At 43.9% G+C, this 24,180-nt stretch carries 25 protein-coding genes, 2 tRNA genes and 1 riboswitch; of the genes, 9 read left to right on the top strand and 18 right to left on the bottom strand.

The genetic code is table 11. The features are described 5' to 3' along the window. Positions 1–17: 17 nt before the first annotated feature. Positions 18–1,913 carry a serine/threonine protein kinase PrkA gene (gene prkA, locus NSQ09_RS10735; protein ID WP_003239626.1) on the bottom strand — a complete coding sequence of 632 codons (1,896 nt, stop codon included), beginning with the start codon at positions 1,911–1,913 and terminating at the stop codon, positions 18–20. Between the two features lie 418 nt (positions 1,914–2,331). Here prkA and NSQ09_RS10730 point away from each other — a divergent pair, with 418 nt between their 5' ends. Further along, positions 2,332–3,690: an IS1182 family transposase gene (locus NSQ09_RS10730; RefSeq protein ID WP_041339714.1), complete on the top strand. Its 1,359-nt coding sequence runs from the start codon at positions 2,332–2,334 to the stop codon at positions 3,688–3,690. 158 nt (positions 3,691–3,848) lie between these two features. On the opposite strand, the gene NSQ09_RS10725 is transcribed toward NSQ09_RS10730, so the two are convergent. From NSQ09_RS10725 to queG, 5 genes are all read right to left on the bottom strand, one after another. Next, a complete protein-coding gene (locus tag NSQ09_RS10725) occupies positions 3,849–4,562 on the bottom strand; it encodes a bactofilin family protein (protein ID WP_017695421.1) in 714 nt (237 codons plus the stop codon). Then, complete coding sequence (locus NSQ09_RS10720) at positions 4,553–5,191, bottom strand: YhbD family protein (protein WP_017695422.1); 639 nt, start codon at positions 5,189–5,191, stop codon at positions 4,553–4,555. The genes NSQ09_RS10725 and NSQ09_RS10720 overlap by 10 nt, the downstream gene beginning before the upstream one ends. 50 nt (positions 5,192–5,241) lie before the next feature. Continuing rightward, positions 5,242–5,724: a tRNA (uridine(34)/cytosine(34)/5-carboxymethylaminomethyluridine(34)-2'-O)-methyltransferase TrmL gene (gene trmL, locus NSQ09_RS10715; protein WP_003233442.1), complete on the bottom strand. Its 483-nt coding sequence runs from the start codon at positions 5,722–5,724 to the stop codon at positions 5,242–5,244. Between the two features lie 37 nt (positions 5,725–5,761). Next, positions 5,762–6,697, bottom strand: coding sequence for an amidase domain-containing protein (locus NSQ09_RS10710; protein WP_015252502.1), 936 nt, complete (start codon positions 6,695–6,697; stop codon positions 5,762–5,764). 66 nt (positions 6,698–6,763) lie between these two features. Then, positions 6,764–7,924, bottom strand: a complete 1,161-nt coding sequence (queG, locus tag NSQ09_RS10705; RefSeq protein WP_046160365.1) for a tRNA epoxyqueuosine(34) reductase QueG — start codon at positions 7,922–7,924, stop codon at positions 6,764–6,766. Between the two features lie 82 nt (positions 7,925–8,006). Here queG and NSQ09_RS10700 point away from each other — a divergent pair, with 82 nt between their 5' ends. Continuing rightward, entirely contained in the window at positions 8,007–8,630 is a 624-nt protein-coding gene (locus tag NSQ09_RS10700) for a B3/4 domain-containing protein (protein ID WP_341031316.1), read from the top strand. 90 nt (positions 8,631–8,720) lie between these two features. Here the strand turns inward: NSQ09_RS10700 and NSQ09_RS10695 are convergent. After that, a tRNA-Gly gene (locus tag NSQ09_RS10695) sits at positions 8,721–8,794 on the bottom strand. 193 nt (positions 8,795–8,987) lie between these two features. On the opposite strand from NSQ09_RS10695, the gene NSQ09_RS10690 reads away from it, so the two are divergent. Continuing rightward, a complete protein-coding gene (locus NSQ09_RS10690) occupies positions 8,988–9,188 on the top strand; it encodes a helix-turn-helix transcriptional regulator (RefSeq protein WP_009966860.1) in 201 nt (66 codons plus the stop codon). 1 nt (position 9,189) lies between these two features. Beyond that, positions 9,190–9,663, top strand: coding sequence for a hypothetical protein (locus NSQ09_RS10685; protein ID WP_017697508.1), 474 nt, complete (start codon positions 9,190–9,192; stop codon positions 9,661–9,663). 17 nt (positions 9,664–9,680) lie between these two features. On the opposite strand, the gene rpsN is transcribed toward NSQ09_RS10685, so the two are convergent. From rpsN to NSQ09_RS10655, 6 genes are all read right to left on the bottom strand, one after another. Continuing rightward, complete coding sequence (gene rpsN, locus NSQ09_RS10680) at positions 9,681–9,950, bottom strand: 30S ribosomal protein S14 (protein ID WP_014479242.1); 270 nt, start codon at positions 9,948–9,950, stop codon at positions 9,681–9,683. A gap of 111 nt (positions 9,951–10,061) precedes the next feature. Further along, positions 10,062–10,598 (bottom strand): hypothetical protein, encoded by a 537-nt coding sequence (locus tag NSQ09_RS10675; RefSeq protein WP_032725752.1) that lies wholly within the window; start codon positions 10,596–10,598, stop codon positions 10,062–10,064. Positions 10,599–10,700: 102 nt separating this feature from the next. Continuing rightward, positions 10,701–11,831 carry an FMNH2-dependent alkanesulfonate monooxygenase gene (gene ssuD / locus NSQ09_RS10670; RefSeq protein ID WP_341031311.1) on the bottom strand — a complete coding sequence of 377 codons (1,131 nt, stop codon included), beginning with the start codon at positions 11,829–11,831 and terminating at the stop codon, positions 10,701–10,703. Positions 11,832–11,853: 22 nt separating this feature from the next. Further along, positions 11,854–12,684, bottom strand: a complete 831-nt coding sequence (locus NSQ09_RS10665) for an ABC transporter permease (RefSeq protein ID WP_326233970.1) — start codon at positions 12,682–12,684, stop codon at positions 11,854–11,856. Further along, positions 12,681–13,679 (bottom strand): aliphatic sulfonate ABC transporter substrate-binding protein, encoded by a 999-nt coding sequence (locus NSQ09_RS10660; RefSeq protein WP_024572624.1) that lies wholly within the window; start codon positions 13,677–13,679, stop codon positions 12,681–12,683. Before NSQ09_RS10660 ends, NSQ09_RS10665 begins: the two co-directional genes overlap by 4 nt. Before the next feature lie 17 nt (positions 13,680–13,696). Further along, positions 13,697–14,464 (bottom strand): ABC transporter ATP-binding protein, encoded by a 768-nt coding sequence (locus NSQ09_RS10655; RefSeq protein WP_326233971.1) that lies wholly within the window; start codon positions 14,462–14,464, stop codon positions 13,697–13,699. A 407-nt stretch (positions 14,465–14,871) separates the two neighbouring features. Here NSQ09_RS10655 and katA point away from each other — a divergent pair, with 407 nt between their 5' ends. Then, entirely contained in the window at positions 14,872–16,323 is a 1,452-nt protein-coding gene (gene katA, locus NSQ09_RS10650) for a catalase KatA (protein ID WP_014476225.1), read from the top strand. Positions 16,324–16,364: 41 nt separating this feature from the next. Here katA and senS read toward each other — a convergent pair whose 3' ends face one another. Then, entirely contained in the window at positions 16,365–16,547 is a 183-nt protein-coding gene (senS, locus tag NSQ09_RS10645; protein WP_033885180.1) for a transcriptional regulator SenS, read from the bottom strand. 250 nt (positions 16,548–16,797) lie between these two features. Between senS and NSQ09_RS10640 the strand changes: the two genes are divergently transcribed. Next, entirely contained in the window at positions 16,798–18,153 is a 1,356-nt protein-coding gene (locus tag NSQ09_RS10640) for an FAD-binding oxidoreductase (protein WP_015715546.1), read from the top strand. A gap of 38 nt (positions 18,154–18,191) precedes the next feature. On the opposite strand, the gene thiC is transcribed toward NSQ09_RS10640, so the two are convergent. Then, positions 18,192–19,964, bottom strand: coding sequence for a phosphomethylpyrimidine synthase ThiC (gene thiC, locus NSQ09_RS10635; RefSeq protein WP_017697515.1), 1,773 nt, complete (start codon positions 19,962–19,964; stop codon positions 18,192–18,194). Positions 19,965–20,096: 132 nt separating this feature from the next. Beyond that, positions 20,097–20,204, bottom strand: a riboswitch (TPP riboswitch). Between the two features lie 69 nt (positions 20,205–20,273). After that, entirely contained in the window at positions 20,274–20,966 is a 693-nt protein-coding gene (locus NSQ09_RS10630) for a Type 1 glutamine amidotransferase-like domain-containing protein (protein WP_251188527.1), read from the bottom strand. Between the two features lie 41 nt (positions 20,967–21,007). On the opposite strand from NSQ09_RS10630, the gene NSQ09_RS10625 reads away from it, so the two are divergent. Continuing rightward, the gene (locus NSQ09_RS10625) at positions 21,008–21,280 is read left to right on the top strand and encodes a spore coat protein (protein ID WP_014479230.1); all 273 of its coding nucleotides are present in this window, start codon (positions 21,008–21,010) and stop codon (positions 21,278–21,280) included. 88 nt (positions 21,281–21,368) lie between these two features. Here the strand turns inward: NSQ09_RS10625 and NSQ09_RS10620 are convergent, their stop codons facing one another. Then, entirely contained in the window at positions 21,369–21,572 is a 204-nt protein-coding gene (locus tag NSQ09_RS10620; RefSeq protein ID WP_014479229.1) for a hypothetical protein, read from the bottom strand. A 141-nt stretch (positions 21,573–21,713) separates the two neighbouring features. On the opposite strand from NSQ09_RS10620, the gene spo0M reads away from it, so the two are divergent. Together spo0M and NSQ09_RS10610 are read left to right on the top strand one after the other, a co-directional pair. After that, positions 21,714–22,490 carry a sporulation control protein Spo0M gene (spo0M, locus tag NSQ09_RS10615; protein WP_014479227.1) on the top strand — a complete coding sequence of 259 codons (777 nt, stop codon included), beginning with the start codon at positions 21,714–21,716 and terminating at the stop codon, positions 22,488–22,490. Positions 22,491–22,643: 153 nt separating this feature from the next. Beyond that, a protein-coding gene (locus NSQ09_RS10610) for an IS3 family transposase (protein WP_087614160.1) occupies positions 22,644–23,794 on the top strand; the annotation gives its coding sequence in 2 pieces (ribosomal slippage) (positions 22,644–22,917 and positions 22,917–23,794; 1,152 coding nt in all). 64 nt (positions 23,795–23,858) lie between these two features. Here NSQ09_RS10610 and NSQ09_RS10605 read toward each other — a convergent pair. Beyond that, a tRNA-Leu gene (locus tag NSQ09_RS10605) sits at positions 23,859–23,940 on the bottom strand. Positions 23,941–24,180 lie beyond the last annotated feature (240 nt).

Below are 24,180 nucleotides of genomic sequence, written 5' to 3'. Positions count from 1 at the left end.
CGGACGGGTCACGTTGCTTATCGGTTCAGCAGGCTGCCGACATATTTCAGCAGCTCATTGGCGCTCGTCGAGTTGTAGCCGTGCTCATCAATTAAACGGGCCACGACTTCATTTACCTTTTTCAGCTGCTGTTCATCCGGCGTTTTTGTAGAGGTCGTAATTTTAACGACATCCTTCAGATCAGCAAACAGCTTTTTCTGAATAGCTTCACGCAGTCTTTCATGGGAATTGTAATCAAACCGCTTGCCTTTTCTCGCATAGGCTGAGATGCGGATTAAAATTTCTTCGCGGAACGCTTTTTTGGCGTTTTCCGAAATGCCGATCTGCTCTTCGATGGATCTCATCAGCTTTTCGTCAGGGTTCATTTCCTCTCCTGTCAAAGGATCACGAAGCTTGTTTTTATTGCAATAAGCCTCTACGTTATCGAGGTAATTGTCCATAAGTGTTTTTGCTGATTCTTCATACGAATACACAAACGCTTTTTGAACTTCCTTTTTCGCAATGTCGTCATATTCCTTGCGGGCGGCAGAAATAAAATTCAAATACCGCTCCCTGTCCTCGCTTGAAATTGATGGGTGCTGATCAAGACCTTCTTTTAAGGAACGAAGGACATCGAGAGAATTAATCGATTCCATATTCTTTCTGATAATCGTTGAAGATATCCGGTTGATCACGTACCGCGGATCAATGCCGCTCATACCTTCATCATTATATTCTTTTTTCATATCCTCAACGTCGACAGAATTATATCCTTCCACACTTTCTCCATCATACAGTCTCATTTTCTTGACCAGATCAATATCCGACCGCTTCGGTTCCTTTAACCGGGTAAGGATTGAGAACATCGCGGCGACCTTCAACGTATGCGGGGCAATATGAACATCCGCCACATCGCTCTCAGCGATCATTTTTTCATAAATTCTCTCTTCCTCTGACACTTTTAAATTATAAGGAACCGGCATCACGATGATTCTCGAGTGCAGGGCTTCATTCTTCTTATTAGAAATAAATGAGCGATACTCCGTTTCATTCGTGTGAGCCACAATCAGCTCATCAGCAGAAATTAACGCAAACCGCCCAGCTTTAAAATTCCCTTCCTGTGTCAAGGAAAGCAAATGCCAGAGAAATTTCTCATCACATTTCAGCATCTCCTGAAACTCCATCATCCCGCGGTTCGCTTTATTCAGCTCTCCGTCAAACCGGTAAGCGCGCGGATCTGATTCTGAACCGTACTCGGCGATTGTTGAGAAATCAATACTCCCCGTCAAATCGGCGATATCCTGAGATTTCGGATCAGAGGGACTGAATGTTCCAATTCCCGTACGCTTATCTTCTGAAAAGAAGATGCGCTCCACCTTCACATCCTCAATTCTTCCTCCGTACTCTTCCTCCAGCCTCATGACATTTAAAGGAGAAAGACTTCCTTCTATTCTAATGCCGTATTCTCTGTAAAAGTCATCGCGTAAATGATGGGGGATTAAATGTAGAGGGTCCTCGTGCATCGGGCAGCCTTTAATCGCATATACAGCGCCATTATCTGTCAGCGTGTACGCTTCGAGACCTTTTTTGAGCATCGTGACCAGCGTGGATTTACCGCCGCTCACAGGCCCCATCAGCAATAGAATCCGCTTTCTGACATCTAGACGTTTGGCAGCCGGATGAAAATACTCTTCCACAAGACGCTCCAGAGATTCTTCAAGCCCGAACAGCTCGCGGTCAAAAAAACTGTACTTCTTGCGTCCGTCAATTTCCTCTATCCCGCTGTCTTTTATCATATTAAAAACTCGAGAATGAGCAGATTGCGCGACCATCGGATTTTCTTTAATAATCTCCAAATAATCGGCGAAAGTTCCTTCCCATTTCAGCCGCTGCTCTTCCTCTCTGTACTGTTCAATTTTCTTTAATATATCCATAAGGACCTCCTCTATCATGTTTGATACACTATGCAAATAAGGTACTTTGTTACAATCTATGCCGTCATCTCGTGATACATGCTTTGGTTTCTTAAAAATAAAGATACTTATACATCGTTGACAAGGCAGACCGCGACCGTTCATAATAAAGAAAAATACAGAATCATCCAGACTCGGACAGCACGGAAAAATTGAAGAGGGGGAGAGACGGTGAAAACAATCATCATGATGGGTGTCATTGTCACTTTTTTAGTATCAATTTTTACCGCAGGATACGAAAGCAAGCCTGGAAAAGAATAAAAAAGGGTGCTCCTGAAAGAGCACCCTTTCAGACTGTAGACAAACTGGAAGAAATCCAGTTTGCCTACAGTCTTTTTTATTTTACAATGGAAGTACTACATAACTTGAGGTGATTGACATGCTTTCGAAACATAATCCCATTCAACGAGATCAATTAGAAATGATTACGTTAAATCAATTGGTACCGGCCAGCCACTTGGTTCGTAAAATAGAGGCAGCACTTGATTTTTCGTTCATCTATGACTTGGTGAAGGACATGTATTCAGAAATCGGTCGTCCCAGTATTGATCCTGTCATCTTAATTAAATTGACCTTCCTTCAATACACGTTTGGAATCCGGTCCATGCGCCAAACGATTGAACAAGTGGAAACCAATATGGCCTATCGCTGGTTCCTTGGGTATGGTTTTCACGATAAAGTGCCTCATTTCTCTACGTTCGGAAAAAACTATGAACGCCGTTTTAAAGATACCGATCTGTTTGAACAGATTTTCTATCGCATCTTAAAGGAAGCTGCCGAGAAAAAGCTAATCAGTGCCGAGCACGTTTTCGTGGATTCGACCCATGTTAAAGCGAGTGCGAACAAACGCAAATTTGAAAAGAAAGTCGTTCGCAAAGAGACACGCGCGTATCAGGAACGCCTTCAAGAAGAGATTAACCAGGACCGGGAAGATCACGGAAAAAAAACATTTCCTCCGGACAAGTTTGAGAAGGAAGAGAAGAAAGAAATCAAAGAAAGCACCACCGATCCAGAGAGTGGTTACTATGTGAAGGATGAACGGACGAAGCAGTTCGCCTATTCTTTTCACGCAGCCGCGGATCGTAACGGTTTTGTGCTTGGCACCATGGTCACACCTGGCAACACACATGATAGTCAGATTTTAGAGCCATTGGTCGGAAAGGTCATAGAGAGAGTCGGAAAGCCTGAAGCGGTCGCCGCAGATGCCGCGTACAAAACTCCTGCGATTACCCGTTACTTATTGGAACAGGGGATGACCCCTGCCTTGCCATACACACGACCACGTACGAAAAAAGGTTTTTTCCGAAAACATGACTATGTGTATGACGAATACTTTGACTGTTATCTTTGCCCGGCAGGTGAGATCTTGGCCTACTCGACAACGAATAAAGAAGGATATCGGGAGTACAAATCGCCAAAACAGATTTGTGCGACATGCCCATTTTTAGCCAGATGTACGGAGAGTAAAGACCACCAGAAAGTGGTGACGCGTCATATTTGGCAGGAATACGTAGAAGAGGCAGACCATCTTCGCTATCACGCAGAGGTGAAAGAGATTTATGCCAAACGTAAAGAAACCATTGAGCGTGTATTCGCAGATGGAAAAGAAAAGCATGGCATGCGTTGGACAACGTTAAGGGGACTTAAAAAATTGTCGATGCAGGCGATGCTTACTTTCGCTGCCATGAACCTGAAGAAGATGGCCAACTGGACGTGGCAAGGTCCAAAAATGGCCTAAATGATGAACTCGAAGAGGTCTGTCTTTTTATTAAATAGCTTAAAATCCCATAAAAAGCTAAAAAGGGGTTCGGAATGAGACCATTCCGAACCCCTTTTGTCGACAAACTGAAAGGGTGCTCCTGAAAGAGCACCCTTTTTGTATAACAGAACAATGTTTTACAGTTTTGTTTTTTCTTTAATCTGTGAATGCGGATCGCATTCATATTTGTTTTCGTACTCAATCGTTCCGATACTGCATCCCGGGCCGATGATCACTTTATTTCCGCGCACGGTTTTCGCCTTTGTATTTGTCAATTCAATCACGTCACCTTCGATCAGCTCTGCTGTTAGAACAGGCTGCGGCATCAATCTGAGCAATGTCAGCATTCCTTTTCTGCAAGTTACTTGAAGATGGCGGCAGCCGATCTCCCGCGCATAGCTTTCCCCTGCAGAAAGCTTAATGATCACCTGGTCTGCATTTAAAAGCCCGCTGATTTTGCATTTCCCTTCTGATTGAAAGGTTTCTGTTTCACAATCTGCTTCCATGACAGCTTTTCCGCTAATGTCAATGCCATCAGCCTTGACAGTGCCACTAAATGTTGATGATCCAGCGATTTTCAATTGTTTTGCAGATACCTCTCCTTGAATAAAAGCAGTGCCATTAATCCGGATAGATTCTGCTTCAACGTCTCCATGTATCTTTCCTGAACCGCTGATGGTTACCGCTTTCGCTTTTACGCTGCCGTCAGCTTTTCCGTTTCCATTAAAAGAAAAAGTGTCACAGTCCACGTCCCCGGCCACTGTCCCGCTGCCGTTTATCTCAACAGATTGAAATGTTCCTCCCTTTGAACTTCCTGATCCGTTTATCACCAGCTTTTCCACTACATCCATTGATGGCCCTCCTGCATAAATGTTGTTTTTAATTCCTCTGAAGCTTTTAATAAATCTACCCGTTCCACAACCTTTACGGATGATTCAAACAAAATGCTGTCCGCCGCAGCCGCTATAAAACAAGTTGTGACACCGAGCTTGCGGAGCACAATCAGCTCCGTCTGTTTTTCAATCTCTTCAGTATCATGCTTCTTTAATACCTCTGCAGCCATTTTTGTTTCTGCAAGGCTGACATTTCCAGACTGCAGCAGTCCCTCAAGCACATACAGCGAAAGCAAATCGCTGGATGAGAAAACCGGACTTCCTCCGTCTTCTGAATAGGTTTCAAGAGCAGGCCTTGAAACCAAACCTTTATGAAGCAATTCATCAGCGGTCATGCTGACATCCTTCATTTTCGGCGACAGCATTTCCCTCATTTCATCCAAAGACAAATTTTCTTTCATCTTTTGAATCATTGATATACGTTTTAAAATCTCCTCTCTCGGAAAAAACGTCTCTTGCCCTGTAAATGTGGATTTACGAATAAACCATTCCTCAGGTATTAAGTTTTTCCGCTTCCATCGATACAGCTGACCGTATGAAATCGATAACACTGTTACGATGTTAAGCCTAAAAACGAAACAAAGCATTTCAACATCCGCAAAAAAACCCGCCCATCATCGATGAGCGGGTTTTTTCACTATTTTAAATCACGGTAATTTTGCTGGCGCAGCGCTTCATAAACAAGAATCGCGGCAGTATTGGACAGATTTAACGATCTGACATGCTCTGTCATCGGAAGACGCAGGCAGCGGTCCATATTATTTTGAATTAAATCCTTTGGCAAACCGCTTGTTTCTCTTCCGAACACGAAGAAATAATCCTCGTCAAGATCAGTGTAATCAAATGATGTATGAGGCTGCTGGCCAAATTTTGTAATAAAGAAAAACTGGCCTTTTTCATATGCCTCAAACAATTCTTCTAACGAATCATGATACACAACGTTAACAAACTCCCAATAATCGAGTCCGGCACGCTTCAGCATTTTATCATCCGTTGAAAAGCCGAGCGGACGAATCAGGTGTAGCGTTGTATTGGTTGCTGCACAAGTACGTGCAATATTCCCTGTGTTAGCGGGAATTTCTGGTTGATATAAAACGACATGTAATGCCACAATGTTCACCTCTGTTTTTCTTATCCGCCCATCATTATAACATTAATTACTCTTTTGTCGTATCATCAACGATATGAAAAAAGGCATATCGTATTGACGGCGTGTATGCCGTAGAATCCTCATATGACCAATATCTCATCCGGCTGTCATAGGTCTGGGCGTTGACAAGCGGCATATTGCCTTTGTCCTTTGCCACGACAATCGTTGTATGATTAAACCGGCCGTCTCCTTCGAAGTCATAGCAAATCACATCGCCCGGCATCAGTTCTTCCGCTGATTTCACCCGCACCGCACGCAGTCCGGCCTTTGAATTCGACAAATACATTTTCATAGAGTGAGCCACCGTCCAGCTGTAGCTCCATGAGCTTTGTTTCATCCACCAGCCTGATCCCCTGTTCGGATGACCGCGCATCGGCGCGCCTCCTGCATGAAGACACTGAGAAATAAAATTTGTACAGTTATCGCTGAAATTTTTATAAGCAGGATTGCGCTTGTTCCAAAATTTCTCGGCATATTGGACAGCGCCGAGACGATCGTATTGAAAAGCCCTGCCAAACGCTTCTCTTTCCTCTTCAGCTTCAGAATAGTCAATAATACTGGTCCCTTCATGAAATCCAGCCGGCTTTTTCGCAATTTCCTGATCACTAATCAAAATGTGATCATACAGGAAAGCCATTCGCTCCTCTATGTGCTCTTCTATATACAAGCTGTCATCTTGTTCCTTACACACGTATTCGTAATGGATGGTATACGAAAGACAGGTCGTTCCGTCATCCTCAACCCGCACATGATTAATCACGGCCTTTGCTTTCGCTTTTATGATGTCAACTTTACGTTTTTCCAGAAGCTTTTTCTTACGCTCCATGACTTTAAGGTCTCCGACTTGAGACTCCTGTCTCATAGCATGCCCGTTAACCAGAAAGCCCAGCCGCTCCTCCGCTAATTGTTCTAAAATGTGCTTCAAGCTCACCCCACCCGCCATACTTTTTTATAGAGAAAAAACACTCGGATGATCTCAAGTGTTTTTTCCTTCTGCTCTATACGTATGTCAGGACAAGCCTTGTTTAGTCATGCCTGAAGCTTTTAGCAAATCAATTCCTTTTTCAATTTCCAGCTTTGCCTCTTCATCCTTCTCTTTTTCCAGCGCTTTTTCAAGCTCTTCCGCGTATGCGGGGTCTCCGATTTTTCCAATTGCCCATGCGGCTGTCCCCCTGATGACAGGACGCGGATCCTTATGCATCAGTTCCGCCAATTCAGGCAGTGCAGAAGCATCCTTAAAATGCGCAAGCGCGAGAATGGCGTTTCGCTGTATCGGTTTTTTCCCGCGCCAAGAACCTGAGACATGCCCGAATTTCTCCTTAAATTCCCGATTGCTGATGGTCAAAAGCGGCTTCAATAACGGTTTGGCAATCTCAGGATCAGGCTCCATTTCCGGATGAAGATGAAAATCCTTCCCTTTATTGAGAGGGCATACCGTTTGGCACGTATCGCACCCGTACAGGCGGTTTCCGATTTTTGTCCGGAATTCATCAGGCAAAAATCCTTTTGTCTGGGTCAGAAAAGAGATGCAGCGCTGCGCATTAAGCTGCCCGGGATTAACCAGTGCTCCCGTCGGACAGGCGTCCAAGCATTTCGTGCAGGACCCGCACATATCTTCAATCGGCACATCAGGCTCAAAAGGGATATTTGTGATCATTTCCGCCAAATACACATAAGAGCCATACTCGGGTGTTGTGATCATACAGTTTTTCGCACTGAATCCAATTCCGGCACGTTCCGCAACGGCGCGATCAGACAATTCACCTGTATCAACCATTGACTTCGTTCTGATATCCTCATGCTTGCTTTTTAGAAAATCCTCCAGCAGATCAAGCTTTTCCCTCAGCACATCATGATAGTCTTTTCCCCAGGAGGCTCTGCAAAAAATGCCCCTGCGCTCAGTTCTCGTGCTTCTCGGCGCATCCTTCATTCTGGAAGGATATGCGAGAGCAATTGCCACTATTGATTTCGCTTTCGGCAAAAGAAGCTTCGGCGTCACCCTTTTTTCGATATCCGGCTCTTCAAAGCCGGAGAGATAGCCGAGTGATTCTTGAAGAATCAAACGGTCTTTTAAACTGTCAAAAGTATCAGCGGTCGTAAAACCAATCTTGTCCACGCCAATGCTTTTCGCGTATTCAATTAATTCTTCTTTGAGCTGATAAACGTTCATGTTTTGCACAGCCTCCTTTCTTTGTGATAAAACGATACAGCGTTTATAATAGGTTGATATCACGTAACTGGAGTGAATGCTAGTGAATATCAAACTTGATTCTGTTATTACTGAACGTGCGGCCGGCTTACATGCAGCTGCTGTCATTTATGAGAATATCGAAGTCGGCTCCTCACCGCAAATGCTGAAAGGCAGACTCCGCCTGTTTCAAGAATCCTTGTTTTTCGACTATGCGGACGGCGGTATATCCGATGAATCCTTCGTCAAGGAATGGCAGGAACTCTTTAAACAGCTTAACCCTTCATTTGAGGGAGAAACAACCCCAATGGAGGACATGCTGGTCCCGATATCCAAGGAACAATTCATGGAAAGTAAAGACTCGGCCCATGACACAATCGATTTTTTCGCATTAAAATATGCTCTGCCTATTATAATTTATGATGCCGGAAAGCTTCATGAGCCGGTCCGGATCTCATTGGGAGAAAAAGAAAACATACTGCTTTTCTCTGATGAAAACGGCATTTTTGGCGATTTCAAAAACAGCGTCAACCACTATCCCGTTTCAAACGAGACTAAGAATATGCTGCAAATCATTTTTTTCCCGCCATCGATTGAGAAAAGCAGCGCTGTTAACCTCTTATCATCATTAACGAAAATGTTTGAACAAATTCACGGCGGCACCCATACAGTACATTGGCTTACGTAAAAGAACACGAATACCGTGTTCTTTTTTACATAAAAAAACGCAATACTTCGTTCATCTGAGAAACGAAACACTGCGTTAATAACGTATGTATGGAGCGGGTGATGAGAATCGAACTCACGACATCAGCTTGGAAGGCTGAGGTTTTACCACTAAACTACACCCGCATTTGTGGTTGTCAGCAACAGTACCGCTCTGACTTTTTTTATATTACATGTTTATTTATTTTTCGTCAAGGGAATATAAAAATTTTGTCGAAAAAAAGTTATCTTTTTGCAAAGTTGTTAAGTTCCGTTTACATAATGTTAAGTATACTATACAATATAATCAATCGAGATTGTGAAGGGGACAGACGTCATGATGAAAAATAAAGTAAAAGAGCTGAGGGCACGCTTCGGCTATTCTCAGGAAAAACTCGGAGAAACGGTCGGCGTCACAAGACAGACTGTGGCAGCTATTGAAAAAGGCGATTATGTTCCCTCACTGCTGTTAGCACTGAAAATCTGCAAAGCCTTCTCCATGAAAATGGAGGATGTCTTTTGGTTAGAGGAGGAAAACTAAGATGAGCATGAAAACAAAAGCAGCTTTTCACCTTGTGTTATTTGGCCTTGCATGCTGGACGCTGATTTCATACTTTGAAGCCTCAGAAGGCATAGCATCTTTTTTCGGCACAAAGAGCGGCGGGATGGTATTTGAATTAAACCTCACCCCCTTTATTCTGTTTGTTGCGGCGTCTGCGGTTTATTTGTACTTACAGAAAAAAAGCAGCCCTGCCAGAAAGCAGCTTCTTCTGCCTGATGAGTTTGAAGAGCAGGATGAAAGAGAGCAGATGATGACGGCAAAAGCATGTCGCGCGTCATATATCGCTGTATACTTCTCGCTGCCTGCCGCAGCGGTTCTTCTCATTTTTTATCCGCTATTTCAATCGCGCATTCCGTTTTTCCCTATTATTATTGTGTTTATCATCATGATCATCCAGCACCTTTCCTACGTCATCTCTTTCAAGAAAAACGAAAAAAACTCCGGCGCGCTGTAAGCGGCCGGAGTTTTTTCTTACCAGCTTGCTTTTTTCACACCGGGAACCTGGCCTTTATGGGCCAGCTCCCTGAAAGCGATTCTGGACATTTTAAACTTCCTCATATATCCTCTCGGGCGTCCCGTTACCATACAGCGGTTGTGGAGCCTTCCCGGTGCTGAATCTCTTGGCAGCTTGCTGAGTGCCTCGTAATCTCCTTTTTCCTTCAACTCGCGTCTAATACCAGCGTATTGCTCAACAAGCTGTTGGCGTTTTAACTCTTTTGCCACTTTTGATTTTTTAGCCAAGTCACATAGCCTCCCTTTAAATCGAAATTGTTACGATTTAAAATGTATCATGCACCATTCAAAAAAGCAAGCATACCGCTTTGTAAAACAGACGGCCTGAAGCCGCCCATTCTAATGATGCAATTCCACATAATACAGTAACGCATCTTGATGCTTAATGAGTTCTTTTTTATGTTCAGAGGTGTGCATTGTCTCGTCAGTCCCTCTAATACTGCTGCCGATCAAAGCAGGCTTCTCGAAAGTAATCGGTTCCGGCGATGAAATATTCTGAGTCATTTCCTGTGTTGTGCTATCATCGCGTTTCACCGATGAATCAGCCGCTATATTTCCCTGTTTATCCACAATGCCAAAATGAATGGTGGTATGTTTATTCTTTCCTTCCCCCTCTTCATTCTCAAAATAAACAAATTGTATGGTATCGGGTTTTTCCTCTGAATAATCTGCACGAACCGGTCCAAACCTCTCAACAAGCTTTCCCTTTTGATAATGTTCGATGTACATGTCAGCTGAAGAAATACCTTCACCGATATTGACGGCTTCGGCAGTGAATGCCTGTGAAGCTGCGACATCCATTCTGTTTTTTTCAAGATCTGATATGTCCGCCGCTTTGATTTCCATCTGTTTTGAATGTCCGCATGCTGACAGCATAGCTATGAGGCAAATGACTGCCGCGCTTCTCAATGTTTTCAGAAAAAAAGCCCCCTTTTTTTGAATATCATACCATGTTTGGGGGCTGTATTTTAATTAAACTCATGCATTTTTCTCTTTGACAAAATAAGTGTTTCCTACCGCTTCTCCCCTTTTGTTCTGAAGCTTTCTCGTCCGATCATTTTCAAACGGCAAAAGCGGAAATACAAGCTCTGCAAAATAATACGCTTCTTCTAAATGCGGATAGCCGGAGAATATAAACGATTCTATGCCGAGTGCCTGGTACTCCGCTATCCGGTCGGCAATCGTCTGCGGATCACCGACAAGAGCTGTTCCTGCCCCTCCTCTGACCAGGCCGATCCCCGCCCACAGATTCGGGCTGATTTCAAGCTTCGTCCGATCGCCTTGATGAAGGACGGCCATCCGCTGCTGGCCTGAAGAGTCGTAACGGCTCAAAGCTGCCTGCGCTTTGGCAATGATGTCATCATCCAAGTGGCTGATCAAGCGCTCAGCCGCTTCCCACGCCTCTTGTTCAGTTTCACGGGCAATGACATGCAGCCTAATACCAAATCGAACGGATCTCCCTTCTTTTGCCGCTTGCTTTTTGACTCTCTCTATCTTTTCTTTTACTTGTTCAGGCGGCTCACCCCATGTCAAGTATACGTCTGTATGCTTTGCGGCAGCTTCAATCCCAGCCTGTGACGAACCACCGAAATAGATGGGCGGATGCGGCTCTTGCTGCGGCGTGAAAAGCAGATTGCTGTTTTCCACTTTTATATGCTTTCCTTCATAGGAAACCGTTTCTCCCTGCAAAAGTCTCCGCCAAACGGTTAAAAATTCGTCTGTTGCTTCATAGCGCTCATCATGGCTGATAAACAGGCCATCGCCTGCCAGCTCATACGGATCGCCCCCAGCCACAACGTTGATCAGCAGCCGGCCGTCTGAAATGCGGTCTAGGGTTGATGTCATTCTGGCTGCCAGAGAAGGCTGCATTAAACCAGGTCTTACCGCGACTAAAAACTTTAAGTCCTTTGTTTCTCCTGCCAGCGCCGACGCTGTAAGCCACGGGTCCTCGCACGATCTTCCCGTTGGCAGAAGAACTCCTGTATATCCCAGCCTGTCTGCCGCCTGCGCGACTTGTTTAAAGTAAAGATGATCCGCAGTCCGTCCATCACTTTCAGATCCTAAATATCTCGCGTCTCCATGAGTCGGTATAAACCAAAGAATTTCCATATTCATCTCCCCTTTATATCTTTTATCCTTCGTAGCTGTTTCTCCACTTTAACATCTTTCGTTCCAGCAGCCTGACGAAGGAATCCGTCAGCTTTCCAACCACTGCAAAAATGATAATCCCTGCAAAGACTTTATTCGTTTGTGAAAACTGTCTCGCATCCATGATCATATAGCCGACTCCCGAGCTTGAGCCCATCAGCTCTGCCACAACGAGCCCGAGCCATGCAATGCCGAGCGATAAGCGAATGCCTAGCAATATATTGGGCAGGGCTGCCGGCAATATCACTTTGGATATCTGCTGATGCCATTTAAATTCAAGCACCCGGGCGACTTCAAACAGCTTCGCGTCAACCCCGCGGATGCCGTTAAACGTATTGATATAGACAGGAAAGAAGGCACCGAGCGCAATCAGCAAAATTTTAGATACTTCGTCAAATCCGAACCATAAAATAAACAGCGGCGTGACGGCCAGATGAGGTACGGTTCTAAGCATTTGCAACGACGGATCAAGATACAGCTCCGTCCGTTTGGAGAATCCGGCCAAAATCCCGATCATCAATCCAAGCCCCGCGCCAAGCAAAAAACCAAGTGCCGCCCGATAAATGCTGATTTGCAGATGGCCGAACAGTTCGCCGGACAAAATAAGCTCCTTAAAGGTCAGAACAATCGTAACAGGTGTAGGCAGCACTGTAGCGGACACAACCCCCAGCCCGCCGATGACCTGCCAGATGGCAATGATGGCAGCGGGCAGTAAAAGCCCCTTCATCCAGCCGTATCTCTTCCTTCCGGGCTTTTTTCGCACCGCTTCCGCATTCGTTTTGGGCAGCGAGCCCGCAGCCTCTGCTTTCATCATTGATCACCTCCTGAGGAATGTTCCTTTAATGCTTTTTTGATAAAAGTGTTATCGACAACATCCTTCACATCAATCTTCTTATCTATCGCCTTTGTTCGAAATTGAAAATCTGCTGTTTCCTGCTGCGCTTTCACAATGTCGTCACTGATGACCTCATTCAGAGGTTCAGTATTTTTCAACACATTTTCGACGACCTTTTTATCGAGATCTTTAATGTCAGAATACAAGTCCGCTGCTTCATCCAGATGTTCCTTTTGCCATACAACGGCTTTATTAAACACCTTCAGAAAACGGACCACTTCGTCTGGATGCTCCTCTGAAAACTTTGTTCTTACTAAAGTAAAACCCGGTGAATATAAATCTGTGCTTTCTCCGTTCACAAGGATTTTTGCTCCGTGTTTCATTGTTTCTAAGGACAAGTACGGCTCCCAAATGGACCAGGCATCAACAGATCCATTTTCAAATGCGGAAGCTGCTTCATCAGGCTGAAGCTGAATAATTGTCACATCGTTAGCTGACAACCCCACTTGATCAAGCGCTTTATACAAAAAATCAAACCCGCTGCTGCCTTTGGCGACTGCAATTTTCTTTCCCTTTAAGTCCTTAACGTCCTGAATGCCGCTGTTTTGATTGACAAGGATGCCGTTTGCTTTCAAACCGTCCTGAGACAAACCGATTTCTTTAAAGTCAATGCCTGCCGCCTGTCCAGCGATCACAGGCGAATTACCGACTTGAGAAAAATCAAGTTTGTCTGCCGCAAGGCCTTCAAATTGGGGCGGACCGCTTTGAAACTCCACCCATTTCACTTTGATGCCTTCTTTTTCAAATGCATCTTCGAACCAGCCTTTTTCCTTTGCGATCAAAAGCGGGCTTAAGCTTTGCTGAATACCAATACGAATTTCTTTCAATTGTTTGTGGTCACCGCTGGCTCCATTTGCTCCACAGCCTGCGAGCAGAAAAATAACGGCAACCAATACAATGAGTCCTTTTTTCATTTCCGCTTCCGCCCTTTCTATATCCCTGATCCTTCTGCGTACTCCAAATCTTCTGTTTTCTCGAATTCCGACAGCACTTTCTGTCTGATCGCTTGGAAATCCGGAGTCGTCCGGTTCCGCGGATACGCCAGGTGAATGGGCATCAGCTTATGGATTTTCCCCGGTTTGGCCTTAAGGATCGCAAGCTCATTTCCTAAATAAACAGATTCATCTATATCATGAGTCACGAGAATCATCGTTGTTTTTTTCCTCCTCCATATATCCAGCAGCACGTCCTGCAGGTGTTTTCTTGTAAAAGCGTCGAGTGCACCAAACGGTTCATCTAAAAGCAGCACCTCAGGCTCCCGCAGAAGGGCCCGGGCGATGGCTACTCTTTGTGACATGCCGCCTGACAGCTCGCGCGGATATGCTTTTTCCGATCCTTTCAATCTGACAATCTCGATCAGTTCATTCACCTTTTGTTTGACTTTTGGGTCCTTCAAATTCAAGTCGGCGGCAATATTCTGCTCAACAGTCAGCCAAGGAAAGAGGCGGTGTTCCTGAAAAATAAATCCTTGCTGAATACCCGGAGCTGTTACGCTGCGGCCGTTAATTTCAACACTCCCGTCATATTCAGAATCAAGCCCTGCAATAATCTTTAACAGGGTGCTTTTTCCGCACCCACTCGGTCCGATAAGCGTTAGAAATTCACCTGGTGCGATTGATAATTCTATGTTTTCTAAGACCGTGTTTTTGCGGCCCTCTTGAACAAATGCCTTTTCTTTGATGCTGATGGTCACAGCCACTTTTATCCCTCTCTTTCTGCCAACCCCGCCTTCAAAAAAAACAAAAAGGCCCCCATCTCTGTTCTTGTAGAGATGAGAGCCTTCGGCGGTCCGATCAGCTGCCCAATTGTTTTTTTGTTTGAATAACATGTTAATTCAAATTATTCCGATATGTCAACTCTTTTTTAAATACGATTTTTGATATCCTTGTTTATCACTTACTCTGCTTGTTTCGCAAATAGAGAAGGAAAAATTATTTCTCCAAAAATTATTAAGTGTCATAAAAAGCTGTTACAACAAGGTTTTTCAACACTTTCGATACTAGATATCGATTAATATAGATAACTATTTTATAATAATTATAAAATAATATTGACTTTTTACTTAGAGATGATATTATGTTCTTATAAATTCCAAGAGGTGATAACATGAGTTCAAATAAACTGACAACTAGCTGGGGCGCTCCGGTTGGAGATAATCAAAACTCAATGACTGCCGGTTCTCGCGGACCAACTTTAATTCAAGATGTACATTTACTCGAAAAATTGGCCCATTTCAACCGAGAACGTGTTCCTGAACGTGTTGTTCACGCCAAAGGAGCAGGCGCACACGGATATTTTGAAGTGACAAACGACGTAACAAAATACACGAAAGCCGCTTTCCTTTCTGAAGTCGGCAAACGCACACCGCTGTTCATCCGTTTCTCAACAGTTGCCGGTGAACTTGGCTCTGCTGACACAGTTCGCGATCCGCGCGGATTTGCTGTTAAATTTTATACTGAAGAAGGAAACTACGACATCGTCGGCAACAATACGCCTGTATTCTTTATCCGCGATGCGATTAAGTTCCCTGATTTTATCCATACACAAAAAAGAGATCCAAAAACACACCTGAAAAACCCTACGGCTGTATGGGATTTCTGGTCACTTTCACCAGAGTCACTTCACCAAGTGACAATCCTGATGTCTGACCGCGGAATTCCTGCAACACTTCGCCACATGCACGGCTTCGGAAGCCATACATTCAAATGGACAAATGCCGAAGGCGAAGGCGTATGGATTAAATATCACTTTAAAACGGAACAAGGCGTGAAAAACCTTGATGTCAATACGGCAGCAAAAATTGCCGGTGAAAACCCTGATTACCATACAGAAGACCTTTTCAATGCAATCGAAAACGGTGATTATCCTGCATGGAAACTATATGTGCAAATCATGCCTTTAGAAGATGCAAACACGTACCGTTTCGATCCGTTTGATGTCACAAAAGTTTGGTCTCAAAAAGACTACCCGTTAATCGAGGTCGGACGCATGGTTCTAGACAGAAATCCGGAAAACTACTTTGCAGAGGTAGAACAAGCGACATTTTCACCTGGAACACTCGTGCCTGGTATTGATGTTTCACCGGATAAAATGCTTCAAGGCCGACTGTTTGCTTATCATGATGCACACCGCTACCGTGTCGGTGCAAACCATCAAGCGCTGCCAATCAACCGCGCACGCAACAAAGTAAACAATTATCAGCGTGATGGACAAATGCGCTTTGATGATAACGGCGGCGGATCTGTGTATTACGAGCCTAACAGCTTCGGCGGTCCAAAAGAGTCACCTGAGGATAAGCAAGCAGCATATCCGGTACAAGGCATCGCTGACAGCGTAAGCTACGATCACAACGATCACTACACTCAAGCCGGTGATCTGTATCGTTTAATGAGTGAAGATGAACGTACCCGCCTTGTTGAAAATATCGTTAATGCTATGAAGCCGGTAGAAAAAGAAGAAATCAAACTGCGCCAAATCGAGCACTTCTACAAAGCGGATCCTGAATACGGAAAACGCGTGGCAGAAGGCCTTGGATTGCCGATTAAAAAAGATGCTTAATGTAGAAATGCAAAAACCCGCTGTAATCAGCGGGTTTTTTTCTATTTAGTTACACATTGCGTATGCTTCTCATCAATCTTCATATAAATTTCTTCCATGAGCTCCGCACTGTTTATAATCTCTCGTTTGTTTTTTTCAATCAGCAGCTCAAGCGGCAAAATCTGATTCCCGTAGGTTTTTCGCTTTCTGAATCGTTTTCTCCCCTTTTCTTTTTTGACTTCCATCAATAATCCCTCCTTTTTCATACAAAAAAGGCCCTTATCTAAACGATAAGAGCCTTCGGTGTTCCGATCAGCGCGATAAATTTGAAAAATTTGTACTGACCATGTTAATTCATACAATACCTACCTGTCAACTATTTTTTAAGGGAGTTGACACTGTATCAGATTGCATCCCCGCTTTTTCCTTATACACTCTTTTCCCTTGACGCATAAGCTAGAGAAACTAGAATACGAGAGAAAGAGATGTGGGAGTGTGGAAAAGACAAAATTGACCGGACGTATCGTGACACGGGATGATCCGGACTATAACGAAGCAAGAACCAATATTAACCTAAGCTTAGAAAGGTATCCTGACATCATTGTGTTTTGCCAAAACAAACAGGATGCACTCAATGCGCTGAAATGGGCGCGTGAAAACCGTGTGCCTTTCCGTATTAGAGGCGGCAGACACAGCTATGAGAACTTTTCCCTTTTAAATAACGGTCTTGTTATTGATTTAAGCGAGATGAAAAAAATAACTGTGAATCAGGATAAAAAGCTGGCCTATATTGAAGCGGGGGCTGAATTGGGAGAAGTCTATCGGACACTCTGGCAATACGGCCTGACGCTTCCCGCAGGCACCATTGCTAATGTAGGGCTCACAGGTTTAACTCTCGGAGGGGGAATTGGACTTTTAACAAGGGCTGCCGGCCTTACTTGCGACAGCCTCGTGCAGCTTGAGATGATCGTAGCAGACGAAAAAGAGGGCGCTGATCTGATTACAGTCAGCTGTTCAAATCATCCAGACTTATTTTGGGCGTCTCAGGGAGGCGGAGGAGGCAATTTCGGCATAGTCACCTCCATGACATTTAAAGCAGTGCCCATCTCTCAAGTGTCGATTTTTTCTATAACATGGGGATGGGATGATTTTGAGGAAGTATTTAACACGTGGCAGCACTGGGCCCCGTATACAGATGACCGGCTTACATCATCAATAGAGTTTTGGCCTAAAGAAGTAAACCGCATAGAAGCCCTCGGCCAATTTGTCGGGCCAAAAACAGAGTTAAAAAAACTGTTAAAGCCTTTATTGAAAGCAGGAAGCCCAACAAGCGGAATGGTAAAAACAATGCCGTTCATCGAAGCGGTAACCTTTTTTAACAGCCCGGGAGGCAATCAGCCTCAAAAAATGAAACGCTCCGGCTCTTTCATTGAAAAGCCATTATCAGAACGTGCGATTTCAACAATAAAACACTTTTTAGAGCACGCTCCGAATCAAAACGCCAGTGTCTGGCAGCAAGCACTCGGCGGGGCAGCCGGACGGATCGCTCCCGACCAAACGGCATTTTATTATCGTGATGCAATCATTGCCCAGGAATACTTAACAAACTGGACATCTCCTGAAGAAAAAAGACAAAATGTCCGCTGGATTGAGGGGCTGAGAACGTCCCTTTCGAGAGAAACGATGGGAGACTACGTAAATTGGCCAGATATCGAAATCAGAAACTGGCCAAGAACATATTACGGCGAAAACGTTGAACGACTCCGCCGTGTCAAAACGAAATATGATCCCGAAAATGTTTTCCGCTTTGAACAGAGTATTCCTCCGCTTCGACGCTCTCTGTTTTTCTAAAAAAAATGAAGATGGAGCATTCTCCATCTTCATTTTTTTTATTGATATAAATTGCTTCCCGTATCGACAAACTCTTTTGCTTTTTCTTTTAATCCTTTATTTATGGCTTCTGCTTCACTGAGATCGTTTTTCTTCGCATAATCCCGAATATCCTGTGAAATTCTCATGCTGCAAAATTTCGGACCGCACATGGAACAAAAGTGAGCAGTTTTTGCTCCTTCAGCAGGCAGGGTTTCATCATGGTATTCAAGGGCTCTCTCCGGATCAAGAGATAAATTAAACTGATCCCGCCAGCGGAATTCAAAACGGGCTTTCGATAACGCATCATCCCGGATTTGCGCTCCGGGATGCCCTTTTGCAAGGTCCGCAGCGTGCGCAGCGATCTTATATGTAATGACTCCTTCACGAACATCATCACGGTTTGGCAGCCCCAAATGCTCCTTCGGCGTTACATAACAAAGCATTGCTGTCCCGTACCAACCGATCATCGCCGCTCCGATCGCTGAAGTAATATGGTCATATCCCGGAGCAATATCCGTTGTCAACGGCCCCAATGTGTAAAAAGGCGCTTCTTTACAAATGTCCATTTGTTTATCGACGTTCTCTTTGATTTTATGCATCGGAACATGTCCAGGACCCTCAATCATCACCTGAACATCATGCTTCCAGGCAATTTGCGTCAGCTCTCCAAGCGTCTCTAATTCAGCAAACTGCGCTTCGTCATTGGCATCAGCAATTGATCCGGGACGCAAACCATCCCCAAGAGAGAAAGCAATATCATACATTTTCATAATCTCACATATTTCTTCAAAATGTGTGTATAAAAAGCTTTCTTGATGATGAGCCAGACACCACTGCGCCATAATCGCTCCCCCGCGTGACACAATACCAGTTGTCCGTTTGGCAGTCAGCGGTACATACCTAAGCAAAACACCCGCGTGAATCGTAAAATAATCCACTCCCTGTTCTGCCTGCTCGATTAGCGTATCACGATAAATCTCCCACGTTAAATCCTCCGCTACGCCGTTTACTTTTTCAAGCGCCTGATAAATCGGAACAGTTCCCACAGGCACGGGGCAATTGCGGATAATCCATTCACGCGTCGTATGAATATCTTTTCCGGTAGAGAGATCCATCATCGTATCCGCTCCCCAGCGGATGGCCCACGTCATTTTTTCCACTTCTTCTTCAATGGATGACGTAACCGCTGAATTCCCGATATTTGCATTAATCTTCACATGAAAATTCCGGCCGATAATCATTGGCTCACTTTCAGGGTGATTAATGTTTGAAGGAATAATCGCCCGGCCGCTGGCTACCTCGTCTCTGACGAATTCAGGAGACACATGCTCACGAATGGCGATAAATTCCATCTCAGGTGTAATGATCCCCTTTTTTGCATAGTGCATTTGAGTGACATTTTGACCTGCCTTCGCCCTCAGCGGTTTCCGCTTTAATCCTGGGTAGCTTACGTTTGGATTTGCTTTTTTATAACCGTTATCTTCTGGTTTTATAGCCCGACCTTCATACTCTTCCACGTCACCGCGCTCTGTGATCCATTTTTGGCGGAGCGGCTTTAATCCTTCTTGAATATTAATGGTTACTTCAGGGTCCGTATACGGTCCGCTTGTATCATAGACACGCACAGGCGCGTTTTCCTCTTCGCCGAACGATCCCGTCGTCGGACTCAATAGAATCTCCCTCATCGGCACTTGGATGTCCGAAGAAGAGCCCTCCACGTATACCTTCTTGCTGCCTGAAAAACTTGACATAATGGAAATGTTGGCTTGCTGCACTGAATTGTTTTGCATTACTTTTCCTTCCCCTTTCTACGTTTGAAAGGACAAAATCAAGCCCATAACCAGCACAAAAAACCGGATTCATATAAATGAACCCGGTTACAGTCAGAAAGAAACATATTATTGCCCAGCACGACAATAACAAAAACAATTCCTCTACTTCCCCACGCTGGTACGAACCAGATCAGGTCCAAAGGGTTAAGAAGCTTACCTTCTCTCTCAGCCCGAAAGCGGGCACCCCCAGTAACTATTGATTTCGCACTCATCTTATCATAAAATCAATCTGAAAAAAAGAGGAATATAGATAATATTCAGCCAATTTCACCCTAAATATTTGACCGGCAACGGGATTTCAGCTATTTCATGTTCAGCCATCATCACCCGATATGCCTTTGCACCCGACCTTGAACTCACAGTCTGAAACAGCTGATCATTTATGAAATGGAGAGCAGCCCCATCATCCGCTGCATAGCCACTGCATAAGAACTTGTTAGATATCAGCTGGTGGTATGCCGGTCTCCGATCCTTTTCCCCGTCATAATGGGGACAAAAGCTCCCTTGCAAAAAACCTAAACTTTTCAAACTTGTCAGCGGTCCGGCTGAATCCGTCACCCCTTCTTCAAACCAGCAGATCGCACCGGCACTTAATCCAGCTAAAACCACACCGTTCTTCCATGCTTCCCTAAGAATCTGGTCAAGCCCCCACTCTTTCCATAACACAAGTAAATTCCGCGTATTTCCCCCGCCAACATAAATCACGTCCATTTCCATAACAAAAGAAGTTAAATCTGTTGATGGCGGCTTAAACAAAGATAAGTGAGACGGCACACAATCCAGTGTTTGAAATGCATGATAAAACCGCTGAATATAGTTTTGGGAATCTCCGCTCGCCGTCGGCAAAAAACAAATACGAGGCTGCTCTCGTTTTGATTGATTGAGGATATATTGATCGAGGGACAAATTATCCGGCTCCATCGAAAAACCCCCGCCCCCCATCGCAATAATCTGCTTCATCATCACACCCCCCAACAAAATTTGTTGCTTATTATAGCATTTTGTATAGAAGCAAGAAACAAAGCCAAATACTTTCTTATCAGGAGCTGCTAAAAAAACAAAGGGGGTGGTTTCCCATTGAACAAAGTCTTTGTCCCAAAGATATTCTTGATTTGTTAACAACAATAAAAACCAGCATTAACAAATACACTGTCGCAATAACAGAAGCCGAAAATCCCCACATCAGAATAGCATTGCATGATCAATTAGATACAACTGTTTATCTCCATGATGAACTGTCAGATCTTCTGTTAGAAAAGGGATGGCTCGGGTGAGCAATTCCAAATCAAATCGATTAGATTTATCTTACAGCAAAGACCACAAAAAGAGACGGGATCTCAAAGATGAGATGCCGTCTCTTTTTTATTGCTCCACTCTTCTTAAAGCCTCATTTACGGTTTCTTTTATAAACGCGTCTTCACCGCTTAATCGGTCTAAACTGAGATCGCCGTTTCTCAGCCTTTCGGAAATATTGTTTATATCCTCCTCTACTGTGATTTGCAGCTCACCAGCCAAAAACATTCTGTGTAATTCATCTGCAACCAAACTTTCTTTATTCACTTCCATCCACTCCTTTATTTTCAATATTATTCTTAGTCTGTCCCTAGGCCGAGACGAATAATAGGAAAAAAGTATGAATCAAACGAATCTTTTTTCCTCCTTCTTGCGTATATCTGTTGAGAAAAAAGAAAAAGGGGAAGATCTAACATGTCATTTTTTAAGAAACTTGCGGCAAGTGCCGGAATTGGAGCTGCAAAAGTAGATACAATTTTAGAAAAAGACGCATATTTTCCAGGAGAAGAAGTACAGGGAACGGTACATGTCAAAGGCGGAAAAATCGCTCAGGACATCCGTTATATCGATTTACAGCTTAGCACACGGTATGTCATTGTAAAAGACGATGAAGAGCACCGGAAATACGCTACAATTCATTCTTTCCGGGTCACTGGTTCATTTACCATACAGCCTGGTGAAGAGCATCAATTTCCGTTTACATTCACTCTGCCTCTAGATACGCCGATGACTGTAGGGAAAGTAGAGGTTACCGTGGTGACAGACCTTGACATTCAAGGCGGTATCGATAAATCCGATCATGACCGCATTTTCGTTGAAGCGCACCCTTGGATTGAAAATGTGCTGGAAGCAATCGAAAACCTGGGCTTCCGTCTTAACGAAGCAGACTGTGAACAAGCGCCCTACTTCCGACGCCGCCTTCCGTTCGTTCAAGAATTCGAATTCGTTCCGACTTCCGGATATTATCGTCAGATGCTTGATGAATTAGAGCTCATTTTCCTTTTAGACGAAGACGGTTTGGAAATCATTTTCGAAGTCGACCGCAGGGCAAGAGGACTGCGAGGATGGCTGGAAGAGATGTATAATGACGGAGAACAGCTTGTACGCGTCCGTTTCAGCCAATCAGAGCTTGAAGATGCAGAAGAGCTTGAAGAGGTGTTAGAAGAGATCTTAGACCAATACGCTGAGTAAGTATAAAAAGGAGCCTCGGCTCCTTTTCTTTAATAAAAAATAAAAACCCGTGTCTATTAGGGACTGACCCCATAAGATGAGACAAATAAAAACACCTTCAAGTTTGAATACGGATGATTGTTATCCGAAATTAGACTTGGAGGTGTTTTTTCTATGGGGACAAGAGTGAGTTATCCGGTTGAAGTGAAACAGAAGGCTGTAGAAATGAGATTGGCAGGCGTACCTATGAAAGAGATCATGCAGGAGTTGAATATCAAAAATAATACGCAGATTAAGACATGGGTCAGATGGTATAAGGCTGGTGATACACATCGATTTGAACAGCCTGTTGGTAAGCAATACACTTATGGAAAAGGTCCGGAGTATTCTTCCGAATTAGAGAAACTGCAGGCAGAGAATCGATATCTGAGACAACAGAATGAAGTGTTAAAAAAGTACAACGAATTGGAAAGGAAGTTGATAGCCAAACGTCAGTCGAACTTGTAGAAGAATTGCACAGCACAATGACCGTGCAGGATATCTGTATTCATTTAGGTATCTCTCGCTCGTCTTATTATCGTTGGAAGAAGAATCTGAAGAAAGATCATCCCAAGCGCCATTTAGAAAAACAAATCGGCACGTTGTGCCGAGAGCACCAGTATCGATATGGATATCGAAAAATCACAGCTATATTAAAAAAGAGAATGTGTATTAACCATAAAACGGTTCAGCGTATTATGCAGAAAAATCAGTGGCAGTGCCGGGTTAAGGTGAAAAAGCGCAAGAAGAATGGGCAGCCATATGCCGTGGTCGACAATATATTAGATAGGAACTTTCAGTCTGATCATCCTCTTGAAAAACTAGTAACAGACATCACGTATTTGCCTTATGGACAGAAACAATTGTACCTTTCCAGTATATTGGATGTATATAATGGAGAAGTGATTGCTTTTACGATTGGAGATAAGCAGGACACAGACTTTGTCTTACACACACTTGATCAACTGCCAACACTGCCTGAGAACTGCGTGTTACATAGTGACCAAGGATCTGTGTATACATCTTACGAGTATCAGAAAGCTGTTAAAACAAAAGGCATTACCATGAGCATGTCCCGCAAAGGGACACCCGCTGATAATGCCTCCATCGAATCGTTTCATTCCTCACTAAAGTCTGAAACGTTCTATCTTAACAGCATTGATCGAACCACGACCGCCATCGTAGAACGCACTGTCATAGAATACATTCATTATTATAACAATATTCGTATTCAAACGAAACTAAACAACCAATCACCGATAAATTATCGGCAATTGGCTGTTTAAAAGGTGTTTTGATCCCTGTCTCAAAAACGGGGGTCAGTCCCATTAAGAAACGGGTTTTTCAGTATACCGGTGGTCGGGGTCGAACCGACACTCCAGAAGGAACACGATTTTGAGTCGTGCGCGTCTGCCAATTCCGCCACACCGGCAAGTTTTACGTCGTATCTAACCGACGAATATAACTATATCACGGATCTCATAAAGTGTCAACGTATTTCAAAAAAGTTTTTTTGGAAATAAAAATAAAAGTGTTGAAAGACTAGCTATACAGCCGCTTTATAATAGGCCTCGGAACTTAACTTGTTATGATAAATCAAAGCATTAAAAAAATGATCTACTTATGTAGATCATTAATATGATTAGTTATAATGATAAAACACAAACACCAA

This window comes from Bacillus sp. FSL W8-1202 (genome assembly GCF_038006165.1).
In the GTDB taxonomy this organism is placed as follows: Bacteria; Bacillota; Bacilli; order Bacillales; family Bacillaceae; genus Bacillus; species Bacillus subtilis.
Note: the sequence above shows the minus strand (reverse complement) of the source record. Positions and strands in the feature narration are given on the sequence as shown.